This window comes from Microvirga sp. P5_D2, assembly GCF_054049475.1.
Map to the genome: position 1 here is coordinate 21,755 of NZ_JBFUMH010000028.1, position 22,118 is coordinate 43,872.

The following is a 22,118-nucleotide window of genomic DNA, read 5'->3' on the forward strand; positions in this document are numbered from 1 at the left end:
GCTGTTTTGGCTTGATGCGCTTTCACTTCTGGCCGACAACGATTCGACATACTTTCCGACGCATTGTGCGATTTCATTCCTGACAGATTGACTGAATCGACATCTATGACTGCCGCATCGCTTACATCGGTTTCCCGCTGGCGGCGGAGCCTTGCGCTGGCGACGTTTGTTGCCGGCGGGATGTTCCTGATGGCCTCCCCCGCGCATGCGGACCTGCGCCTGTGCAACATGACGTCGAGCCGCGTGGGCATCGCGCTCGGCTACCGCGATGCGCAAGGCTGGGTGACGGAAGGCTGGTGGAACCTGAATGCGCGCGGCTGCGAGACCCTGCTTAAAGGGCAGCTCGGCGGCCGCTTCTACTACATCTACGCGATCGATTACGACCGGGGCGGCGAATGGAGCGGACGCTCCTTCATGTGCACGCGCGAACGGGAGTTCACGATTCGCGGCACGGAGGATTGCCTCGCGAGAGGCTTTGATCGCAGCGGCTTCTTCGAAGTCGATACCGGTGAACAAAAAAGCTGGACGATCCAGCTCACAGAAACGAACCGCCCTGGGGGGGCACAACCATGAGACGCTCACGGCGCACTAAAATTCTCGCAACGCTGGGTCCGGCTTCCGAATCTCAGGAAATGATCGAGAAGCTGTTCAAGGCCGGCGCCGACGTGTTCCGCCTGAACATGAGCCACCTGCAGCGCGAGCGGCTGAAGGAACGCGTGGCGGTCATCCGCGCCGTCGAGGCCAAGTTCAAGCGCCCCATCGCCATTCTCGCCGACCTGCAGGGACCGAAGCTGCGCGTGGGCATGTTCAATGGCGACAGCGCCATGCTGGAGCCGGGCCAGACTTTCACGCTGGATGCGGACAAGACGCCCGGTGACGTGAACCGCGTTCACCTGCCCCATCCGGAAATCCTGTCCTCGCTTGAACCGGGACATACGGTTCTCATCGACGACGGTAAGCTGCGTCTTCGCGTGAAGAGCGTGAAGGAAGGCTCCGCCACGACCATCGTCGAAGTGGCCGGCAAGATTTCGAACCGCAAGGGCGTGAGCCTGCCGGACACGACGATCCCCGTCGCCGCCATGACGGACAAGGACCGCTCGGATCTCGAAGCCGCGCTCGATGCGGGCGTGGACTGGATCGCGCTGTCCTTCGTGCAGCGTCCCGAGGACGTAGCCGAGGTGAAGAAGGTCGCTCGCGGCCGCGCCCTCGTCATGTCGAAGCTCGAAAAGCCGCAGGCCATTACCCGTCTAGACGAAATCATGGAAATCTCCGACGCGGTCATGGTGGCGCGCGGCGATCTCGGCGTGGAAATGCCGCTCGAGAAAGTGCCTGGCATCCAGAAGCGCATCGTCCGCGCCGCCCGCCGACTCGGCAAGCCGGTGGTGGTGGCGACGCAAATGCTCGAATCCATGATCACCGCGCCGGTGCCGACCCGCGCCGAAGTCTCCGACGTGGCAACTGCCGTCTATGACGGCGCGGATGCGGTGATGCTCTCGGCGGAAAGCGCCTCCGGCGATTATCCGGTCGATGCGGTGGCCACCATGAGCCGAATCGCGGAAGAGGTGGAGCAGGATCAGAACTACTGGTCGATCATGCGCACCCTCAACACCGAGCCGGAAGCCACGGGTTCGGACGCGATTGCCGCCGGCGCGCACCAGATCGCCGATACGCTGAACCTCAAGACCATCGCAGCCTGGACCTTCTCTGGCTCGACAGCCTTCCGCATCGCCCGCGAGCGCCCGAACTCGACGGTCATCGCGCTGACCCCGAGCCAGGACACGGCGCGTCGGCTTGCTCTCGTCTGGGGCGTGCATTCCATCCGCACCAAGGATGCCAGTGACATGGACGACATGGCGTTCCGCGCCTGCAAGTTCGCCTTGCGCGAGGGCCATTCCGACATCGGCGACCGCATCATCATCGTGGCCGGCGTGCCCTTCGGCACCCCCGGCGCCACCAACATGGTCCGCATCGCCTTCATCAATCAGGAGCACGCGGCCAAGGCTTGAGGGGCTGCGCTCAGGCACTTGAACAACACCCTACCCTCATCCTGAGGAGGTCATGCCGTGACCGTCTCGAAGGAGGATCCAGAGACTACTGGACGATCCTTCGAGACGCCGCTGACGCGGCTCCTCAGGATGAGGCTTGTGTTTGTAAAAGTGGTAGAGTGATCTCTTCCGCCAGTTCTTCGATAGCCGCCAGAACCGTGCTGCCGTCGGCATATTGCGGCATGTGGCCGATGCCGGGCATCAGGATCAGCCTTGCGCCTGGCACCGCATGCACGAAGGCCTGGCTGTGCAGATCGGTCCAGACGATCTCGTCCCGATCACCGGCCACGACCACAACCGGCATGCGGATGTCGCCGTAGCGCGGGCTCAGCTTGGCAACCCCATCGTACATGACGGCGAAGTCGTGCATGTTGGCCTCATATGCGCGAGGCCGGAACGCCAGTGGAATGAACCCTTTTCGCACGATGCCCCGCGGAGCGGGCTGCGGATAGAAGGTCTTGCGCTTCATCCATGGGCGCATGGCGAGCGTGATGGGGAGCGCGAGCGTGCGCATCATGAACCAACCCGCCCATGAGCCGATGAAGCGCCGATACCAGCCGATATAGCCGCCGGGCCAGGGCGTGGTGATTCCCGCAAGGACGAGGATGGCGCCCGCCACATCGTCATGGTCGAGCGCGAAATGCGGAACGATGGTTCCCGACCAGGAATGCCCGACGATGACGGCGTTGCGGACATCGAGCCTGCGCAGAGCTTCCGCAATCAGCGCTGCCTGCCGGGCGGGGTCGGCTTCGCTCAGGCCCGGTTTGCGCTCGCTCCAGCCATGGCCCGGCCGGTCGAAGGCAATGACCCGGTAGCGCTGCGCCAGATGCCAGCCGAGGCCCAGCATGGATTCCACGAGGTTGGACGATGCGCCGTGCAGAAGAACGATGGTGCCGCGCGGCTCACCTTCCGGCTTCTCTTCCCGATAATGGAGCCTGCATCCGTCGACTGAGATGAAGTGTCCTGTCGGCGGATAAAGGCGTTCGATGATCCAGCCATGGACATAGGTGAAGATCGCCCCGGCCAAGGCGACCAGCAGGAATGCGGCGAGAAACTCGAGGATGACGCTCATCAGGGCTCAGTATCAGAGATCCTGCCCATCCACATCATGGCCGAGGCGGTCCACGAGGGTTTGAACGGTCGAGAGCTTCGGGTTGAGCTTGAGCACCCGGCGATAGGCCTCCAGCGCGCGAGCCTTGTCGTCGGAGGCCATGAAGATATGGCCGAGGCCGGTCCAGGCGTTGAAGTGGCGCGGCTCGATCTTAAGGGCCCGGTGCAGGTCGGCCATGGCGCCGACCGGATCGTCGATCTGGTAGAACACGGTCGCCCGCCTGTACCACGCCTCGGCCCAGTTCGGCTGGAGGGTGACCACCCGGTCGAGCAGCTCGATGGCGAGCGGATAATCCTTCTTGCCGAAGGCTTCCGTGGCGCGGCTGAGGAGAAGATCGGCGGTATCGGAGCCGGAACGCTGGAAGCGCCGCTCGATGAGGGAGGTGATTCCCTCGGCCTCCGGCTCGGACTTGGCCTTGGCCAGCCGGTCGAAGAGATCGTCGATGGTGGTGGGGCGCGGACGAGGCGGAGCCGCCTGCTCTTTTGGAGCCTCACTCGGCCGCGTGGATTCCTGCGCACTCAAGGGGAGTGCCACGAAGCTTAAGGATAAGATCGACAAACCCATGAAAAAGCGCATGCCGGGATTTTAGGATCCCGGCATGCGCGGTCAATTCATAAAAGCGTGCGCGGCGTTGCCGCGGTCTACTTAACCCTGACGGGCTTTGTAGCGCTTCTGGGTCTTGTTGATGATGTAGACCCGGCCTTTGCGACGAACCAACTGGTTGTCGCGGTGACGACCGCGGATCGACTTCAACGAGTTACGGATCTTCATATCCGGTCTCCTGCGGCCCTTCGGGAAGGCCGGAAAAAAGAAAATGGTGGGCGCGGCTGGGATCGAACCAGCGACCCCTACGATGTCAACGTAGTGCTCTCCCGCTGAGCTACGCGCCCGGGAAACGGTGATTTTTGACGTCCCGCTTCGGCTGTGGGAGGCGATATACCCACAAGTGGGCATATGCGCAAGTCATGATCGGCAACCTTTTTAGGCTGCCATCATTTTATCGACTTCGCTCACCAGATCGCGCAGGTGGAAGGGCTTGGAAAGCACCTTCGCATCCTTCGGAGCCTGTGAATCCGGGTTCAGGGCCACGGCGGCAAAACCGGTGATGAACATGACCTTGATGTCCGGATCGAGTTCGGTGGCCTTGCGGGCCAGCTCGATGCCGTCCATCTCCGGCATGACGATATCCGTCAGGAGAAGCTCGAAAGGCTCTTCCCGCAGGCGGTTATAGGCCGAAAGGCCGTTGTCGAACGGGGCTACCTCGTAGCCTGCGTTCTCCAGCGCCTTCACCAGAAAGCGCCTCATGTCGTTGTCGTCTTCAGCGAGAAGGATCTTCATCGGCTGCCAGGCCCCGAATCGTGGCGGATAGGATGAATGCCTTCATGAGCCCAATTGGGTAAATAACCCGTGAAAGAACGACGCGGCCACGCAACGATATTGTCGTAGACAGAATGCGGCGCTGCCTTACACTAACCCGACGATTTGATTTTCCAGCGTAGCCATTGTTCCGATGCGGCCTGCCATCGTCGATGAGTTCGACCCCCCTTTCATCCTGACCGAGCCTGCGGGGCAGACGATTCCGTTCGTCTTCAACGCCCCCCATGCCGGCGCGATCTACCCTGCGTCCTTCCTCGCAGCCTCAAGGCTCGACCCCATGGCCCTGCGCCGTTCGGAGGATGCCTTCGTGGACGAATTGTTCTCGGCGGTGCCCGATCTCGGCGCTCCGCTTCTGGCCGCGCGCTTCCCACGGGCCTATCTCGACCTGAACCGGGAGCCCTACGAGCTCGATTCCCGCATGTTCGACGGGCGGCTGCCGCCCTTCGCCAACACCCGCTCCATGCGGGTGGCGGGCGGATTGGGCACGATTCCCCGCATCGTCGCCGACGGTCAGGAGATCTATCAGTCGCGCCTGCCCGTGGATGAGGCGCTTCATCGGATCGAGTGGCTCTACAAGCCTTATCACCGGACCCTGCGCCAGCTGGTGCGCCGCACAGCCGAGACGTTCGGCCAAGCAGTCCTGATCGACTGCCATTCCATGCCCTCATCGAGCGTGAGCCGCGACGAGGGCACCAAGGCCGATATCGTGCTGGGAGACCGCTACGGCACGTCCTGCGCCACCCTGCTCATCGATCTCGTGGAAGCAGCCCTGAGGGGCCGGGGCTATACKGTGATCCGCAACAAGCCCTATGCGGGCGGCTTCATCACGGAGCATTATGGCGAGCCGGCCCAAGGCCGCCACGCCCTGCAGATCGAGATCAACCGGTCGCTCTATATGGATGAGCGTGCAATGCAGAAGAAACCGGGCTTCGGTGCGCTTTCCGCGGACCTGACGCTCGCTTTCGCCCAGGTCATCTCCGACCTCGAAGGCGATTTCAGGAGCCGGCCGATAGCGGCCGAATAACTCAAGAAAATCGAGCCCAGAAAAGAAAAAAGGCCGCTGAAAGCGGCCCGAAGTTTAGGGAGGAAACGCCCAAGAAGGGCTACGATAAGGCGACGCCAATCRCCATATCGCACTGCAATAATTACTTCGCGATGCACAATTTGCAAGAGGAAATTCGACTTTCGGCTATGCTTTTGATGCATGCCTGCTCGGATGCGGATCGATAGCCCGTGTATAAACGATGAGGCTGAGCGCCAGCCAAGCCGCCAGGGCGCCGAAAACGAGCTGATAGTTCGCGGCCGTATAGGCTCCCTGCGCGTTGCGTCCGGCGAGGTCGATCAGGAGGCCGGTAATGCTCTGGGAGAGAAATGCCCCGCCCATCGTTCCGATATTCATGAGCGTGATGCCTCGGCCCATGATCTCAGGTGGGAAGAGCGATTTTCCATGAGCCATAAGGATCGGTGTGTAGGCGACACAGAAGCCGAATAGGGCAAACCATATGGTTGCCATGGTCAGGCTCAAGGGCAGGACGATGATGCCGATCAGCAGGAGAGCCGTGGCCGATCCGGCCAGGAGCACGAGCTGTTTGTAGCTTCCCCAATGGCGGTCGAGGGCGCCCCAAGTCAGCAGCCCGGCGATCTGCGCGCTCACCGCGACCAGCAGGATGCCGCCCCGGACCTCTAGGTCGGCCCCATGCACATCCGTCAGCCACGGTCCGCCCCAGAGGCCGATGACGGAGGCGAAGCAGCCATAGGTGGTGAGGTGCACGAAAAAGACCGGCCAGAAGGAGCGTACCTTGAGCGCTCTCGAAACGCCGCGAAAGGCATCGGCCAAGTTCTCCCGCCCCTCGCTCTTGGCGTCGTCCTTCGGCAAGGCCCATACCAGTATGACCGTGACGATGGCGGTGAGGCCGGCGACGACCAGGAACGATTCCCGCCAGCCGAGATAGGCGGCGGACAAGGCAAGCGGAGCGGTGGCCGACAGGGTGCCGATATTGGCAAGGCTCATATGCAGGCTCGCCATTCCGGCAAACCGCAAAGGCGTAAAGCGCCTCGCGAAGATCACCAGGGGCGCCATGAGAAAGGTGGAGCAGCCAAGCCCCATGAGGGCGCGGGCGGCGATGAGGGCGGAGGCCGAGGGCGCGAGCGCGAACAGGAACGTGGCCACGACCGTCAGGGCTGCGGTCACTAGCATGGTGTTCTTCGGCCCATAGCGGTCGATGGCGATGCCGACCGGGATCTGCACCGCCGCGAAGGCGAAGAAGAAGGCGCTGGACAACAGCCCGGTTTGCGTGGCCGAAAGCGAGAGTTCGTGGGCAAGATCGTTGGCGATGACGCCGATGGAATTGCGCAGGAACTGGCTGATCGCATAGATCGCCGCCAGGGCCGCCACGAGAAAAAGCGCCGTCTCCTGGCGGGTCGGCTCAACTTTGACGCCGGTATCCATGAACGTCGCCCCCGAAACAATGGCAGAGGCGCTTCCACTTTCGTGGAACCGTCTCTTCTTTTAGCTATTCCGCATTTTTTAACGGCGAACCGGATCCACTTCGCCGAAAAATGCTCTGCTATCTTGCCGCTTGTATCATGATTGATAAAAGCGGGGTAACTACGGGACGCATCCGCCCGTGAACAGTCATAGAGGAATTCGCGCGTCATGGGGCTCATCGACTTTTCGCATTTCGTCAACGAGCTCGCGACCTCATCAGGTCAGGCGATCCTGCCCTTCTTCCGTACGGCGATCGCCACCGAGGACAAATCCCGTGGCGGTTCCTTCGATCCGGTGACGGAAGCCGACCGGGCCGGTGAGGTGGCGATCCGCAACCTCATCAAGCGCAGCTTCCCGACGCACGGCATCATCGGCGAGGAGTTCGGATCGGAAAACGCGGACGCGGATTTTGTGTGGGTGCTCGACCCCATCGACGGCACGCGCGCCTTCATCGCGGGCCTGCCCACCTGGGGCACGCTGATCGGCCTCACCCACAAGGGCCGGCCCGTCTTCGGCATGATGCACCAGCCCTTCACGGGCGAGCGCTTCTTCGGCGATGGCGGCAGCGCCACCTATCGCGGCCCCGGCGGCGAGCGCAAGATGATGACCCGCCGCTGCGAATCCCTGAAGGATGCGGTGATCTCCACCACGAGCCCCAAGCTCTTTGCGGGCGACGAGCTTCGCGCCTATGACCGCGTGGAGAGCGTGGTCCGCCTCGCCCGCTACGGCTGCGATTGCTATGCCTATTGCATGCTTGCCGCAGGCCATATCGACATCGTCGTGGAATCGGGCCTCAAGCCCTACGACATCGCGGCGCTCGTGCCGATCATCGAGGGTGCTGGCGGCATCGTCACCACCTGGGACGGCGGTTCAGCCGCCCAAGGCGGGCGCATCGTCGCGGCCGGCGATAGGCGCGTCCATGCCGCCGCCGTCGAGCTTCTCAGCCGTTAAACCGAGCGCTTCCAGATCCGGCTTCTTACCGAAGACCGGATCGGGCGTGCCGGGAATGAACGCATCGAACGCCGCCCAGAACTGATCACGAATGTCGTCGCGCTCCATGAGAATCTCATGCCTCGCGCCGGGGATCACGATGGCGTGGCCCGCTTTCAGCCGCGCCGCGAAACGCTCCGTCGCCGGCGTCGCGCAGATCGGATCGTCGCCGGCCGCGACGATGAGCGTCGGCAGGCGGATCTTCAGCGCATAGTTCGGCGCGGTGAAGCACTTCATGAAACGCAGGGCGGAATCGATCCAGGCCACCGTCGGCGCACCGATGGCGCCGGGGCCGATGGCGGTCGCCGCATCGGCATTGCGGGCATAACGCACCGGATCGGTGGTGAGGCGATTGCCCTTGAACGGCATGGTGGAGATCGACGTCTCGCCGCCGCCGGGCACGAACATCTTGCCAAGGCCGAGCAGCCTTAAAACGCGCGCGAGCATAGTGGCGGAACCCGTGCGCTTGATCAGCGACAGCCCGATCATTGGTGTCGTGGTGACGACCCTTCGGAAAGGCAGCCAGCTCTCATAAGCTGCATTGAGCGCGATCGCTCCACCCATGGAATGCGCGAGCGCGAAATGCGGCTCCGGCATGAGCGGCACCAGGATCTGATCGCGCACGGCCTCGATGTCGTGCCGATAATCGGCAAAGCGCCGCACATGGCCTTTTCGCGGGTTCTTCACCTGCCGGCCGGAAAGCCCCTGCCCGCGCCAGTCGAATGTCACCACGGCAAAGCCGCGCTTGAGCAAGTCGCTCACCGTCTCGAAATATTTTTCGATGAACTCCGCCCGGCCATGAAGCACGCAGACTGTGCCCTTCGGCTGGTTGGTCTCGGCCTGCCAATAAGCGACGCGCAAGGAAACGCCATCGGCGGTGGTGATGCTGGTGAGCACCGGATCGCCGGGCACGGGATTGTCAGGGGTCGGGAAGAATTCCACGGTCAGGTCTCATGAGTCACGCTGTTACCCTTCAATATAGGGCACACGGGCCGCAAGAATCGAGCCCCTTGCGAACAACCCCCTCTATTCCCACATCAAATCAGTGCCGGCCATGACGGCGGCACACCTACCCCGATCCAGCCTCAGAGGTGGATCACTTTGAAAACTGCATGTTGCTTCTCAGGAGGATATGCCATGCGACAGTCCGATCTTGCTCCCCTTTACCGCAACACGATCGGTTTCGACCGACTGTTCTCGATGCTCGACCAGATGGTCAGCGTCGACACGGCTCCGAGCTACCCGCCCTACAACATCGAGCGCACCGGCGAGAATGCATACCGCATCTCCATCGCGGTCGCCGGCTTCACCGATCAGGACCTGACCATCGAGGTCAAGGAAAACACACTCTCCGTGCGCGGCGAGCGCAAGCTGTCCGACGAGCGCAAGGCTGAAGTGCTCCATCAGGGCATCGCGGCGCGCAGCTTCGACCGGCGCTTCCAACTGGCCGATGGCGTACAGGTTGTGGGTGCTGCCCTCGAGAACGGCCTGCTCCACCTCGATCTCGTGCGCGAGATTCCTGAGGCAAAGAAGCCGAAGCTCATTCCGATTTCGTCCAATGGCACTCAGGCCATCGAGGCCCAGAGAGCCGCTTAACGCTCTCTCAATGCCCCAAACGAAGAGCGCCCCGGTTCATGCCGGGGCGCTTTTTTATTTTTGAAACCTGGTCCTTGATATCCCGCCGGGGCTGGAGGTGAACCCCGTTGGTCAATGGTCTCGTGAGAGGAGACATCGCGGGAGATTGCGGCAAGGTTAGGGCAAAGAATTATTCCGCCGCCTGCCGGGCGAGGGCCATGCGCGCAATTTCAATCACTTTCCCGATATCTGCCTCGCGGGTGGCGAAGGACAGGACCAGCCGGACCAGATGCTCGTTCGAACCGACCCGCTCGTCCTTCGGCAGGCTCAGCACTGTCCACGGATGGTAGAGAACGCCTGCTTCCTTCAGAGCCTTGTCGACAGCTTTCGGGATGATCGCGAACACCTCATTGGCCTCGGTCGGCCATGCCAGGCGCACGCCGGGGAGTTGGGCGAGGCCGTCCGAGAGAACCTTCGCCAAGCGGTTGGCGTGGCGGGCATTGGCGTACCAATGGTCATCCGCGAAATAGCCCTCGAACTGCGCGGAGATCAGGCGGCCCTTGGAGACGATCTGCCCGGCGCGCTTGGCGCGGTAATCCATGGCTTCCGCAAGCTCCTGCTTGAACACCACGATGGCCTCGGCCATGAAACAGCCGTTCTTCGTGCCGCCGAAGGAGAGAATATCCACGCCCTGCTTCCAGGTCATCTCGGCTGGCGTGCAGCCCAGGGTCACGAGAGCATTGGCAAAGCGCGCGCCGTCCATATGCAGGGCAAGGCCATGCTCGCGGCACACGGCGCTCAAAGCCGCAATTTCCTCACGGCTGTAGATCAACCCGCACTCCGACACCTGCGAGATCGACAGGGCCTTGGGCGGCATCTGCTTCACGGCTTTCGGCAGGCTGCGCAGATAGGCCGCGACATCCTCAGCGGCGAGCTTGGCGCCGACGCCCGGGAGCCCGACGAGCTTTGCCCCATGCATGAAGAATTCCGGCGCGCCGCATTCATCATCGATCACATGCGCTTCCCGGTGGCAGACGCACAACCCGTAGGGCGGCACGGCAGAGGACAAGGCCAGCGCATTGGCGGCGGTGCCCGTGGCGACGAAGAAGACCGACACCTCGCGCTCGAAGATCTCGTTGAAGCGGGTCTTGACCCGCCGGGTGATCTCGTCCGCTCCATAGGCCGCCATGGCCCCGGCATTGGCTTGGTTGAGGGCCTGCATGACCTGGGGGCTCGCACCCACGATATTGTCGCTAGCGAAGTTCATAACCTTACTCCTCGAAGGCGCTACCCTCCTCAACGGAAACGACATGTCAAGATCATTGACCCATCGGAGAAGGGTTTCGTTTGGGCTATCCAAAAATTGCTTTTGTTACATTCCGAGTCAGCGGCTTGTAACTTTTGTCTAAAATCTTTCTAAACCCTCTTGTGCCCTGCAGTGATCTCTGGCACTTTGCCTTCATTAGGACAGCGATGCTGTCCCTTTTGGGGTGCCCCGCGCCCCTTTTTCGTCCCTGAGGTTTTCTTGATGCTTCGCCAGCCGCGAACGAAACGAGATACCACGAAAACCGCCCGCAAAACGTGGGCGGAACGGGCGACTCTGGGCTGAAGACAGCCCAAAGGTGCCCGCGAGGTGCGGGCTCCCCTGCCGGACCCAACCCTCGAAACCCCAGAAGCGGCGGGCGCCCGGACGATCCTCATCATCCGGCGGCCTGAAAACCGCCTCGAAGAATCTAGAATAGTGTTCGGATGTGAAGGATCTGCCATGAGCGACGTGCCGATGAAGAGCCTGGAAACCCAAGTCCCAAGCCGCACAGCCGCCAAAACGGACACGGTCAAGGTTGTGCGCGACCCCGGCCTGCCGGTTGCGCAGGGCCTCTACCACCCGTCGAACGAGCAGGATTCCTGCGGTGTCGGCTTCATCGCCGATATGAAGAACCGCAAGTCGCACGAGATTGTCGAGCAGGGCCTGTCGATCCTCCACAACCTCGACCATCGCGGCGCGGTGGGCGCCGACCCCAAGATGGGCGACGGCTGCGGCATCCTCGTCCAGATCCCGCATAAGTTCTTCGCGGCCGAATGCGCCAAGGTCGGCATCTGGCTGCCGGAAGAAGGCCAATACGGCGTCGGTCACCTGTTCATGCCGCGCGATCAGGAAGGCTTCAATCTCGTTGAGGAGATCGTCACCAAGGCAATCACCGACGAAGGCCTCCAGGTTCTCGGCTGGCGCGAGGTGCCGGTGGATTCCAGCGATCTCGGCGAGAGCGTGAAGGCCACCGAGCCGCAGCACCGCCAGATCTTCATCGGCAAGGGCAAAGGCATGGACGATCAGGAGACGTTCGAGCGTCGCCTGTTCCTCGCCCGTAAAGTGATCTCCAACGCCGTCTACGACATGAAGGACGAGCGCACCGCCGGCTATTATCCGGTGAGCCTCTCCTCCCGCACAGTCGTCTACAAGGGCATGGTGCTCGTCACCCAGCTGCGCGACTACTATCTCGACCTGCAGGACGAGCGTTTCGAGAGCGCCATCGCTCTCGTGCACCAGCGCTTCGCCACCAACACCTTCCCCACCTGGCAGCTCGCGCACCCCTACCGCATGGTCGCCCATAACGGCGAGATCAACACGCTGCGCGGCAACGTGAACTGGATGGCGGCGCGTCAGGCTTCCGTCGATTCCGAACTCTTCGGCAATGACATCTCGAAGATCTGGCCGGTTTCCTATGAGGGCCAGTCCGACACCGCCTGCTTCGACAACGCGCTCGAATTCCTGGTGCGTGGCGGCTACTCGCTGTCGCACGCCATGATGATGCTGATCCCCGAAGCATGGGCCGGCAACCCGCTCATGAACGACGATCGCCGTGCGTTCTATGAATATCACGCCGCCCTCATGGAGCCGTGGGACGGCCCCGCCGCCGTGTGCTTCACCGATGGTAAGCAGATCGGCGCGACGCTCGACCGCAACGGCCTGCGCCCCGCGCGCTATCTCGTGACCGATGACGGCCTCGTGGTGCTCGCCTCCGAGATGGGCGTTCTGCCGATTCCGGAAGAGAAGATCGTCGAGAAGTGGCGCCTGCAGCCGGGCAAGATGCTGCTCATCGATCTGGAGGAAGGCCGTATCGTCTCCGACGATGAGATCAAGCAGCAGCTTTCCAACGCGCACCCCTACAAGGAGTGGCTGAAGCGCACGCAGATCGTGCTGGAAGACCTGAAGCCCGTGCAGGCGCGCGAGTCGCGCACCGACGTGTCGCTGCTCGACCGCCAGCAGGCCTTCGGCTACACGGCGGAAGACCTGAAGCTGCTCATGCAGCCCATGGCCGTGACCGGCCAGGAGGCTGTCGGCTCGATGGGTTCGGACACGCCGATCTCCGCGCTCTCCGACAAGCCGAAGCTGCTCTATACTTACTTCAAGCAGAACTTCGCGCAGGTGACCAACCCGCCGATCGATCCGATCCGCGAGGAGCTCGTGATGAGCCTCGTATCGTTCATCGGCCCGCGTCCGAACATTCTCGATCTCGAAGGCACCTCGCGCCGCAAGCGCCTGGAAGTTCGCCAGCCCATCCTCACCAACGAGGACCTGGAAAAGATCCGCTGCATCGGGCATTTCGAGGACCGCTTCGACACGAAGACCCTCGACATCACCTATGATGCCGAGCTCGGCGCATCCGCTCTCGACGGTGCACTCGACCGTCTCTGCGATCGCGCGGAAGCAGCGGTGCATGGCGGCTACAACATCATTATTCTCACCGACCGCATGGTGGGGCCGGACCGCATTCCGATCCCGGCGTTGCTCGCGACCGCGGCCGTGCACAACTACCTCATCCGCAAGGGGCTTCGCACCTCGGTCGGCCTCGTGGTCGAATCCGGCGAACCGCGCGAGATCCATCACTTCGCGTGCCTTGCCGGTTACGGCGCGGAAGCGATCAACCCGTATCTCGCCTTCGAGACCATTGCCGACATGCACGCCAGGGGCGAGTTGCCGGAAGAGGTGGACGAGGACGAGGTGGTCAAGCGCTACATCAAGTCCATCGGCAAGGGCCTGTTGAAGGTGATGTCCAAGATGGGCATCTCGACCTACCAATCCTATTGCGGCGCGCAGATCTTCGATGCCATCGGCCTCAAGTCCGAATTCGTATCGCGCGACTTCTTTGGCACCGCGACCACCATCGAAGGCATCGGCATGGACGAGGTGGCGGAAGAAAACGTCCACCGTCACCGCGATGCGTTCGGCGATGCTCCGATCTACCGCAACGCCCTCGATGTCGGCGGCGAATACGCCTTCCGCCAGCGCGGCGAGGTGCATGCCTGGAACCCGGACACTGTGGCGACGCTCCAGCACGCGGTGCGTCTCAATGCGCAGGATCGTTACCACGAGTTCGCGCGCCTAGTGAACGAGCAGGACAACGAGCTGAAGACCATCCGCGGACTCTTCCGCATCAAGAACGCGGAGGAGAACGGCCACGCGCCTGTGAGCTTAAGCGAGGTCGAGCCCGCGCAGGAAATCGTGAAGCGCTTCTCCACAGGCGCCATGTCCTTCGGCTCGATCTCGAAGGAAGCGCACGAGACCCTGGCGCTCGCCATGAACTCCATCGGCGGCAAGTCCAACACCGGCGAAGGTGGCGAGGAGCCGGAGCGCTTCCGCAAGCTCTCCGACGGACGCTCCAAGCGTTCCGCCATCAAGCAGGTCGCTTCCGGCCGCTTCGGCGTGACGACGGAATATCTCGTCAATGCCGACATGATGCAGATCAAGGTGGCGCAGGGCGCAAAGCCCGGTGAAGGCGGGCAGCTGCCCGGCCACAAGGTCGATGCCAAGATCGCCCGCGTGCGCCACTCCACTCCGGGCGTCGGCCTCATCTCCCCGCCGCCGCACCACGACATCTACTCCATCGAGGATCTCGCGCAGCTGATCTTCGACCTGAAGAACGTGAACCCCTCCGCCGACGTGTCGGTGAAGCTCGTCTCGGAAGTGGGCGTCGGCACCGTGGCCGCAGGCGTTGCCAAGGCGCGCGCCGACCACATCACGATCTCCGGCTTCGAGGGCGGCACAGGCGCCTCGCCGTTGACCTCGCTCAAGCATGCGGGCTCACCATGGGAAATCGGCCTCGCCGAGACGCAGCAGACGCTGGTGCTCAACCGCCTGCGCGGTCGCGTGGCGTTGCAGGCCGATGGTGGCCTGCGCACTGGCCGTGACGTCGTGATCGCTGCATTGCTCGGTGCCGACGAGTTCGGCTTCTCGACCGCGCCGCTGATCGCGGCGGGCTGCATCATGATGCGCAAGTGCCATCTGAACACCTGCCCCGTGGGCGTCGCAACGCAGGACCCGGTTCTGCGCAAGCGCTTCAAGGGCCTGCCCGAACACGTCGTCAACTACTTCTTCTTCGTCGCCGAGGAAGTGCGCGAGCTGATGGCGCAGATGGGCTTCCGCACCATCGACGAGCTGATCGGCCAGTCGGACCTTCTCGACAAGAACGTGGCCATCGATCACTGGAAGGCGAAAGGCCTCGATTTCACGAAGCTCTTCCACAAGCCGGAAGTGCCCGCGAATGTGGCCATCCGCCATCTCGAGCGTCAGGTTCACCCCATCGCGACGGTGCTCGACCGTGAGTTCATCGCGCAGGCAGGCCCCGCTCTGGAGAACGGACAGGCTGTCACCATCGAGGCGACGATCCGCAGCTCCGACCGCACGGCGGGCGCAATGCTTTCCGGCGAAGTCGCCAAGCGCTACGGCCATGAGGGCCTGCCCGACGACACGATCAAAGTGAAGTTGAAGGGCACCGCAGGCCAAAGCTTCGGCGCGTGGTTGGCTGCGGGCGTGACAGTCGACCTCGAAGGCGTGGCGAACGACTATGTCGGCAAGGGCCTGTCGGGCGGTAAGCTCATCATCAAGCCGTCGCCTGATACGAAAGCTGCACCTGAGCGGTCGATCATCGTCGGCAACACGGTGATGTACGGCGCCATCGCCGGCGAGGCGTATTTCCGTGGCGTGGCGGGCGAGCGTTTCGCCGTGCGCAACTCCGGCGCCATCGCGGTTGTCGAAGGCACGGGCGATCACGGCTGCGAATACATGACCGGCGGCCTTGTGGTCGTGCTTGGACAAACCGGCCGCAACTTCGCGGCGGGCATGTCGGGCGGCATCGCCTATGTGCTCGACGAGGACGGCACGTTCGGCAAGCGCTGCAATCTGTCCATGGTCGATCTCGAACCCGTCGAGGAGGAAGAGGACCTGATGCGTCGTCTCCACCACCATGGCGGCGATCTGGAGACCAAGGGCCGCATCGACATCCTGGCCAACATGTCCGGCCCCGATGAAGAGCGCCTGATGCAGCTCATCACCAATCATCACACCTATACGGGCTCGGCCCGCGCGAAGGAGATCCTCGACAACTGGACGACCTTCCGCACCAAGTTCGTGAAGGTCATGCCGGTCGAGTACCGCCGCGCGCTCCAGGAGATGGATCGTCTCCGGAACCTGCAGGCGGCGGAATAAGGATTAAAGGGGCAAACCGATGGGCAAGGTCACAGGCTTTCTCGAATACGACCGGCAGGATCAGAAGTATCAGCTCGCCGGTGAGCGCGTGCGCCACTTCCGCGAATTCACGCTGCCGCTCGACGACAACGATCTGAAGAAGCAGGCGGGACGCTGCATGGATTGCGGCATTCCCTTCTGCCACGGGCCGACGGGCTGCCCGGTGCACAACCAGATTCCGGACTGGAACGATCTGGTCTGGCAGAACGACTGGGAGGAGGCTTCGCGCAACCTCCACACCACGAACAACTTCCCGGAATTCACGGGGCGCATCTGCCCCGCTCCGTGCGAGGAAGCCTGCACGCTCAACCTCGAAAACCAGCCGGTCGCGATCAAGACCATCGAGCAGGCCATCGCCGACAAGGCGTGGGAGATGGGCTTCATCAAGCCCGAGCCCGCGGACTTCTCGACCGGCAAGCGTGTTGCCGTCATTGGCTCCGGCCCTGCGGGTCTTGCCGCCGCGCAGCAGCTCGCGCGCGCCGGCCATGAAGTGCATGTATTCGAGCGTCAGGCGCGCGCCGGGGGCCTGCTGCGTTACGGCATTCCGGACTTCAAGATGGAGAAATACCACATCGACCGCCGCGTGAAGCAGATGGAAGCCGAAGGCGTCATCTTCCATTGCGGCGTGAATATCGGCGTGGATCGCAGCTTCGCCTCGCTTCACAACGAGTTCGACGCGATGCTCTTTGCCGGCGGCGCGGAAGACCCGCGCAACCCGAACCTGCCGGGCCAGGACCTGAAGGGCGTGTACAATGCGATGCCCTATCTCACCCAGTCGAACCAGCGCGTCGGCGGCGAGGATGTGACCGTCGAGCCGATCCTCGCGGGCGGCAAGCACGTTGTGGTGATCGGCGGCGGCGACACGGCCTCCGACTGCGTCGGCACCGCGTTCCGTCAAGGCGCGCTCTCCGTGACGCAGCTCGACATCCGCCCGCGTCCGCCCGAGCGCGAAGACAAGCTCACCGTGTGGCCCTATTGGCCGACCAAGATGCGCACCTCGTCTAGCCAAGCCGAAGGCGCGGAGCGTGAGTTCCAGGCGGCGACGCTCGGCATCGAAGGTAAGAAGGGCCACGTGATCGGCGTGCAATGCGCCCGCGTGGACGAGAAGCGCCAGCCGATTGCCGGCAGCGAGTTCATCCTCAAGGCCGACCTCGTGTTCATCGCCATCGGCTTCGCGGGCTCCGTGAAGGAAGGCCTGCTGGAGCAATCCGGCGTTGACATGGATCGCCGCGGCAACGTGGTGGCCGACGACAGGAGCTACAAGACGTCGAGCGAGAAGGTGTTCGTCGCAGGCGACATGCGTCGCGGCCAATCCCTCGTGGTCTGGGCCATCCGCGAAGGCCGCCAGGCCGCGCGCTCCATCGACATCTTCCTGACAGGCGACAGCACGCTGCCGGTGTAACGAACAACGACATCATCAACCAGAACGGCGGCCTGTCTCGAAGACGGCCGCCGTTTTGTTTTCATCGATTGCGCGTCAGCACTACGATCCCGGCCAGCGGAAATCGTCCGCGCGTCCTGGGCGGGAATTCGGCGCGATGCCGGTGCGAAGCGCCCGCTGCACGGAATAGGCGTGATCGCCGGTGAGCTTCGGAGGAGCCGAGACCAGGGCTCCGCCAGGTGTCACGTCCTGCTTGGTAAGAGGCAGCACGGGGCCGATCAGCGGTTTCACCGGCAGGGCGACCGGGGCAGCCACTTCCGGCGGCAGGGGCAATGCAGCCTCGAGAGAAGCGGGCTGCCCCTCGACAGGCGTGGTCGCGACGGGCGTGCCGTCTTTCGGTTCCAATATCTTCTTGATCTCCACATCGGCAAAATGCGCGATCTTGCGGGAGCCTGCGCCGGTAAAGGAAACACCGTCGCTGGTGCGCAGGCGGGCGGGCTCGCCGTCCACATCGGGGCCGTTGGTGGTGTAGCGGTTCTCGTCATCCACGAAGCCCGGCCAGATATCCACGTAAGTGCCGCCATTGCGCTGAACGCTTTCCCGGTAGATCTCGTTCATGGCAACGAGATCCTCGGATTGGCGGCTGTTTTTCATGGGCGGCAGGCCGATCCAGACCACGGGGATATTGCGCTCGCGGAGGCTGCGCACGATGTCGTCGATCCGGCGGGTATAGACATCCTTCCAGCGGTCGGAGAGCAGTTCCACGCTGTCATCGCCGTCCTTCAGCGCCTGCCGGTCGCTCAGGCCCAGCATGATAACGGCGAGCGTCGCCTTCTGGCCGGAATCGAGGGTTGTTCTGATGAAGTTCGGCCACTCGGCGGGGTCGCTGCGCACGAGGTTGCTGCCGCCGCGCGTCTTGGCAACGACGGCCACGTCCTGATTATCAGAGAACATGGCGTCCAGACCCTGGCGGGCGAAATCGGCGAGCGAATCGCCGAAGACCACCACATTGATCGTGGGGTTGACCWTGGGCTTTTCGGGCTTCGCCACAACTGCCGGAGGCGGAGGCGCGGGCCGCCGGGGCCTTGCCACCGGCTGGCGCGCGGGTGGCGGGGGCTCCTCGGGAGCGCCGAACAAGCGGCGGAGGCTAAAACCCTGCTGCGGCTGAGCCGGCTGGACCAGCTTGCCTGGGTAATAGCCCGGCGGATAGGCCCGGGGGTCGGGGCGGCCCGCCGGCTGTTGCTGCTGTTGCTGCGGATAATAATACTGCGCCCATGCGGCCGGGCCACCGCTGACAGAGATCAGCGCGCCAAGCGAGAGCATACGAAGGATCGGCACCAAGCGCATAGGCGGCTCCTCTCGTTCCGGACCGCCTTAATATAGCGCTATACCGGAACCTCGTCAGCGGGCCGCGCGCAATTCGCGCAAAACCGCGTAATCGGCGTAGCCATCCGGGGTCAAGCCGCGCTTGAGTTGGAAGTTCCGCACCGCGTCGCGGGTCTTGGAGCCGAACTTGCCGTCCGTCGTGCCCTCGTAGAACCCTAAGCCCGCCAGCCGCTTCTGTAGCTCCTGGCGCTCGTCCTTGTCCATCATGGGCTGATCCTTGGGCCAAGCGCCCTGGATCGGCAGGCCGCCCATGAGGCGGTCACCCAGATGCGCCACGCCCATGGCATAGGCATCGGACGAATTGTAGGTCTTGATCACGTCGTAGTTCTTGGTGACCAGGAAGGCCGGGCCATTCGCCCCGCCCGGCAGGAACAGGGTGGCCTCGCCGCCGCGCGGCATGGCTTTGCCGTCGGCGCGGCGCAGGCCCACATGCTGCCATTGCGGGAATGTGCCGCTTAAGTAACGGAAATCGAAGCCCTGCGGCAGCTTGACCTCGAAGCCCCAGGGGAGCCCCTGCTCCCAGCCCTGCTGGCGTAGGTAATTGGCGGTGGAGGCCATGGCATCAGGCACGGTGCCCCAGATGTCGCGCACGCCGTCCCGGTTGCCGTCCACCGCGTATTTCATGAAGCTGGAAGGCATGAACTGGGTCTGGCCCATGGCGCCGGCCCAGGAGCCCAGCATTTTGGCGCGGTCGATATGCTCCCCTTCCAGAATCTGAAGGGCGACGAGCAGCTCTTCCTTGAAGAAGTCGTCCCTGTAGCCCGTATAGGCCAGGGTCGAGAGCGCCCGCACCGCATAGATCGAGCCGGTGAAACTGCCGAAATTGGTTTCCATGCCCCAGACGCCGAGCACCACGGAGCTTGGAACGCCATAGATCTTCTCGATCATGGCGAGGGTTTTCGACCACTCGGAGGCCATCTGCTGGCCGCGCTGGAGGCGCTGGGCCGAGATGGAGCCGTTGATGTACTCCCAGATCGGGCGGACGAACTCGGACTGCTTCTTGGTCAGCGCGATGATCTTGGGATCGGGCTCAACGCCCCGGAACGCCTCGTCGAAGGTGGCGCGGGAGACGCCCCTCGCCTTGGCGGCGGGCCAGAGGTTCTGCACGAAACGCTGGAAGCCGGCATCCTGCGCATGCGCTGCCGGAATCGCCCCATTCAGGCCGATGGTGAGGGTCAGACCAAGAAAGAGTGCGCCACAGAGGCGGCGCACCGCACGGATCGGCTGATGCATGGGGTCGCTCATGGTACGGGACAATTCGTCCTGCCATAGCGACATTAAGAGAGTTAATACCGGGTTGATAGACCGCCTTTATGCGGCTTTCCGTTCCACCAGAACCCGCTCCCAGCGCAGGGCCTGATCGACGATTTCCTCCAGATTGTCATGGAGCGGCTCCCAGCCGAGCGCCCTGATTCGATCGACTGCTCCCACCAGCTGGGCCGGATCGCCGGCGCGGCGGGGGCTCAGGCGCACCTCGAAATCGRTGCCSGARACCTTYTTGACGGTGTCCACGACYTCCAGAACCGAGGCCCCGTGGCCGTAGCCGCAATTCATGACCGTACAGGCCCCTCCCGCGCTTAAGTAACGCAGGGCCACGAGATGGGCGCGGGCCAGATCGTTGACCTGGATGTAGTCGCGCACGCATGTGCCGTCCGGGGTCTCGTAATCCGTGCCGAACACGTCGAGATGGGGCCTCTGCCCCAGCGCCGCCTGGGCCGCCACCTTGATGATGTGGGTCGCCTGCGGCGTCGATTGCCCCGAGCGCCCCTTCGGATCGGCGCCCGCCACGTTRAAGTAGCGCAGGATCGCATAGCGCAGGCCGTGGGCGACCTCGGCGTCCTGCAACATCCACTCGCTCATGAGCTTGCTGCGGCCATAAGGATTGATGGGCGAGAGCGGCATGTCCTCGGTCAGGAGCGGTGCCTGTAAATTTCCGTAGACGGCGGCCGTGGAGGAGAACACGAAGTTCTTCACGCCGGTCTTTACCGCCGTCTCGATGAGCGCGCGGGTTTTGACCGTGTTGTTGAAATAATAGCCGAGCGGGTCGGTGACCGATTCCGGCACCACGATGCGCGCCGCGAAATGCAGGATGCTGTCGATGCCGTGCTCCTCTATGACCTGCGTCACGAGCGCTTGGTCGCCCACATCGCCGACGACGAGAGTGGCCTCCGGCGGCACGGCCCATTGGAAGCCAGTGGACAGGTTGTCGAGCACCACGACCTTCTCGCCCGCATCAAGCAGTTCGAGGACCATATGGCTGCCGATATAGCCCGCACCGCCCGTCACCAGCACTGTCATTTGTGTCTCCTGCCTTGTCGCGTTATCGAGCTTAATTACTTYTGGCGCAGCAGCGCCTCGAGYTCCTTGCGGAAGTCGGCCGAGAGCTCCTCGCGCTCCAGCGCATAGGCGACATTCGCCATGAGGAAGCCGATCTTCGAGCCCGTATCGTAGGTCCTGCCTTCGTACTTCATGCCGAAGAAAGGATGGTYCTTCATCAGGCGGATCATCGAGTCGGTGAGCTGGATCTCGTTGCCCGCGCCGCGCTCCTGGGTGGAGAGCAGGTCGAAGATCTCGGGCTGGAGGATGTAGCGGCCGGAGATGATGTAGTTGGAGGGCGCGGTGCCCTTCGGSGGCTTCTCCACCATGCCGGTGATCTCGAAGGTCTGGCCGAATTCCTGGCCCACCGAGACGATGCCGTATTGGTGCGTCTGGTCCTCCGGCACCTCCTCGACGGCGATRATGTTGCCGCCATGCTTGTCGTAGGCCGCGATCATCTGCTCCATGGAGCCCCGGCTGAGCATATCGGGGAGAATGACGGCGAAGGGCTCGTCGCCCACGAGCTCGCGAGCGCACCACACCGCATGACCGAGGCCGAGGGGCTCCTGCTGGCGGGTGAAGCTGGTCTGGCCGGCCTTTGGCTGGTCCTTGGCGAGAAGCTCMAGCTCCTTGGTCTTGCCGCGGCTTTCGAGGGTGCGGTTGAGCTCATAGGCGATGTCGAAATGATCCTCGATCACGGCCTTGTTGCGGCCGGTGACGAAGATGAACTGCTCGATTCCGGCGGCGCGCGCCTCGTCCACCACGTGCTGAACCACGGGGCGGTCCACGACGCACATCATCTCCTTCGGAACGGCCTTGGTGGCCGGAAGAAAACGGGTGCCGAGACCGGCAACGGGGAGGACTGCTTTGCGAATGCGCTTCATTGAGTAAGCCATGTTTGGGCAGGAGTAGGCATGTGTTACAGG

At 63.1% G+C, this 22,118-nt stretch carries 18 protein-coding genes and 1 tRNA gene; 7 read left to right on the forward strand and 12 right to left on the reverse strand.

Annotated elements, in window-relative coordinates; translation table 11 throughout:
• The first annotated feature begins 105 nt into the window (after positions 1–105).
• A complete protein-coding gene (locus ACXJKO_RS10475) occupies positions 106–573 on the forward strand; it encodes a DUF1036 domain-containing protein (protein WP_457091030.1) in 468 nt (155 codons plus the stop codon).
• A complete protein-coding gene (gene pyk, locus ACXJKO_RS10480) occupies positions 570–2,006 on the forward strand; it encodes a pyruvate kinase (RefSeq protein WP_457091031.1) in 1,437 nt (478 codons plus the stop codon). The genes ACXJKO_RS10475 and pyk overlap by 4 nt, the downstream gene beginning before the upstream one ends.
• Before the next feature lie 124 nt (positions 2,007–2,130).
• Here the strand turns inward: pyk and ACXJKO_RS10485 are convergent, their stop codons facing one another.
• The 5 genes from ACXJKO_RS10485 to cpdR all read right to left on the reverse strand — a co-directional run bounded on the left by ACXJKO_RS10485 (position 2,131) and on the right by cpdR (position 4,494).
• Positions 2,131–3,117 carry an alpha/beta fold hydrolase gene (locus ACXJKO_RS10485; RefSeq protein WP_457091032.1) on the reverse strand — a complete coding sequence of 329 codons (987 nt, stop codon included), beginning with the start codon at positions 3,115–3,117 and terminating at the stop codon, positions 2,131–2,133.
• 12 nt (positions 3,118–3,129) lie between these two features.
• Positions 3,130–3,720: a tetratricopeptide repeat protein gene (locus ACXJKO_RS10490; RefSeq protein WP_457091033.1), complete on the reverse strand. Its 591-nt coding sequence runs from the start codon at positions 3,718–3,720 to the stop codon at positions 3,130–3,132.
• A gap of 81 nt (positions 3,721–3,801) precedes the next feature.
• Positions 3,802–3,927, reverse strand: a complete 126-nt coding sequence (ykgO, locus tag ACXJKO_RS10495) for a type B 50S ribosomal protein L36 (protein ID WP_009763379.1) — start codon at positions 3,925–3,927, stop codon at positions 3,802–3,804.
• 44 nt (positions 3,928–3,971) lie between these two features.
• Positions 3,972–4,046: transfer RNA gene (locus ACXJKO_RS10500), tRNA-Val, on the reverse strand.
• A 91-nt stretch (positions 4,047–4,137) separates the two neighbouring features.
• On the reverse strand, positions 4,138–4,494 hold the full coding sequence (gene cpdR / locus ACXJKO_RS10505) for a cell cycle two-component system response regulator CpdR (RefSeq protein WP_243374623.1): 357 nt from the start codon (positions 4,492–4,494) through the stop codon (positions 4,138–4,140).
• Between the two features lie 172 nt (positions 4,495–4,666).
• On the opposite strand from cpdR, the gene ACXJKO_RS10510 reads away from it, so the two are divergent.
• On the forward strand, positions 4,667–5,557 hold the full coding sequence (locus ACXJKO_RS10510; protein WP_457091034.1) for an N-formylglutamate amidohydrolase: 891 nt from the start codon (positions 4,667–4,669) through the stop codon (positions 5,555–5,557).
• 165 nt (positions 5,558–5,722) lie between these two features.
• On the opposite strand, the gene ACXJKO_RS10515 is transcribed toward ACXJKO_RS10510, so the two are convergent.
• On the reverse strand, positions 5,723–6,982 hold the full coding sequence (locus ACXJKO_RS10515; protein ID WP_457091035.1) for an MFS transporter: 1,260 nt from the start codon (positions 6,980–6,982) through the stop codon (positions 5,723–5,725).
• A gap of 207 nt (positions 6,983–7,189) precedes the next feature.
• Between ACXJKO_RS10515 and hisN the strand changes: the two genes are divergently transcribed.
• Positions 7,190–7,972 carry a histidinol-phosphatase gene (hisN, locus tag ACXJKO_RS10520; protein ID WP_457091036.1) on the forward strand — a complete coding sequence of 261 codons (783 nt, stop codon included), beginning with the start codon at positions 7,190–7,192 and terminating at the stop codon, positions 7,970–7,972.
• Here hisN and ACXJKO_RS10525 read toward each other — a convergent pair.
• Positions 7,892–8,953, reverse strand: a complete 1,062-nt coding sequence (locus ACXJKO_RS10525) for an alpha/beta fold hydrolase (RefSeq protein ID WP_457091037.1) — start codon at positions 8,951–8,953, stop codon at positions 7,892–7,894. The genes hisN and ACXJKO_RS10525 overlap by 81 nt on opposite strands.
• A 195-nt stretch (positions 8,954–9,148) precedes the next feature.
• On the opposite strand from ACXJKO_RS10525, the gene ACXJKO_RS10530 reads away from it, so the two are divergent.
• Entirely contained in the window at positions 9,149–9,607 is a 459-nt protein-coding gene (locus ACXJKO_RS10530) for an Hsp20 family protein (RefSeq protein WP_457091038.1), read from the forward strand.
• Between the two features lie 169 nt (positions 9,608–9,776).
• Here the strand turns inward: ACXJKO_RS10530 and ACXJKO_RS10535 are convergent, their stop codons facing one another.
• Positions 9,777–10,853, reverse strand: a complete 1,077-nt coding sequence (locus tag ACXJKO_RS10535) for a threonine aldolase family protein (RefSeq protein ID WP_457091039.1) — start codon at positions 10,851–10,853, stop codon at positions 9,777–9,779.
• A 498-nt stretch (positions 10,854–11,351) separates the two neighbouring features.
• Between ACXJKO_RS10535 and gltB the strand changes: the two genes are divergently transcribed.
• Positions 11,352–16,070, forward strand: coding sequence for a glutamate synthase large subunit (gene gltB / locus ACXJKO_RS10540; protein WP_457091040.1), 4,719 nt, complete (start codon positions 11,352–11,354; stop codon positions 16,068–16,070).
• Between the two features lie 19 nt (positions 16,071–16,089).
• The gene (locus tag ACXJKO_RS10545; RefSeq protein WP_457091041.1) at positions 16,090–17,511 is read left to right on the forward strand and encodes a glutamate synthase subunit beta; all 1,422 of its coding nucleotides are present in this window, start codon (positions 16,090–16,092) and stop codon (positions 17,509–17,511) included.
• Between the two features lie 81 nt (positions 17,512–17,592).
• Here ACXJKO_RS10545 and ACXJKO_RS10550 read toward each other — a convergent pair whose 3' ends face one another.
• The 4 genes from ACXJKO_RS10550 to ACXJKO_RS10565 all read right to left on the reverse strand — a co-directional run bounded on the left by ACXJKO_RS10550 (position 17,593) and on the right by ACXJKO_RS10565 (position 22,076).
• On the reverse strand, positions 17,593–18,837 hold the full coding sequence (locus ACXJKO_RS10550; RefSeq protein WP_457091042.1) for an SGNH/GDSL hydrolase family protein: 1,245 nt from the start codon (positions 18,835–18,837) through the stop codon (positions 17,593–17,595).
• A 54-nt stretch (positions 18,838–18,891) separates the two neighbouring features.
• A complete protein-coding gene (locus ACXJKO_RS10555; protein ID WP_457091043.1) occupies positions 18,892–20,109 on the reverse strand; it encodes a lytic murein transglycosylase in 1,218 nt (405 codons plus the stop codon).
• A gap of 78 nt (positions 20,110–20,187) precedes the next feature.
• Entirely contained in the window at positions 20,188–21,174 is a 987-nt protein-coding gene (gene galE / locus ACXJKO_RS10560) for a UDP-glucose 4-epimerase GalE (protein ID WP_457091044.1), read from the reverse strand.
• 35 nt (positions 21,175–21,209) lie between these two features.
• Entirely contained in the window at positions 21,210–22,076 is an 867-nt protein-coding gene (locus ACXJKO_RS10565; RefSeq protein ID WP_457091047.1) for a UTP--glucose-1-phosphate uridylyltransferase, read from the reverse strand.
• Positions 22,077–22,118: the final 42 nt, after the last annotated feature.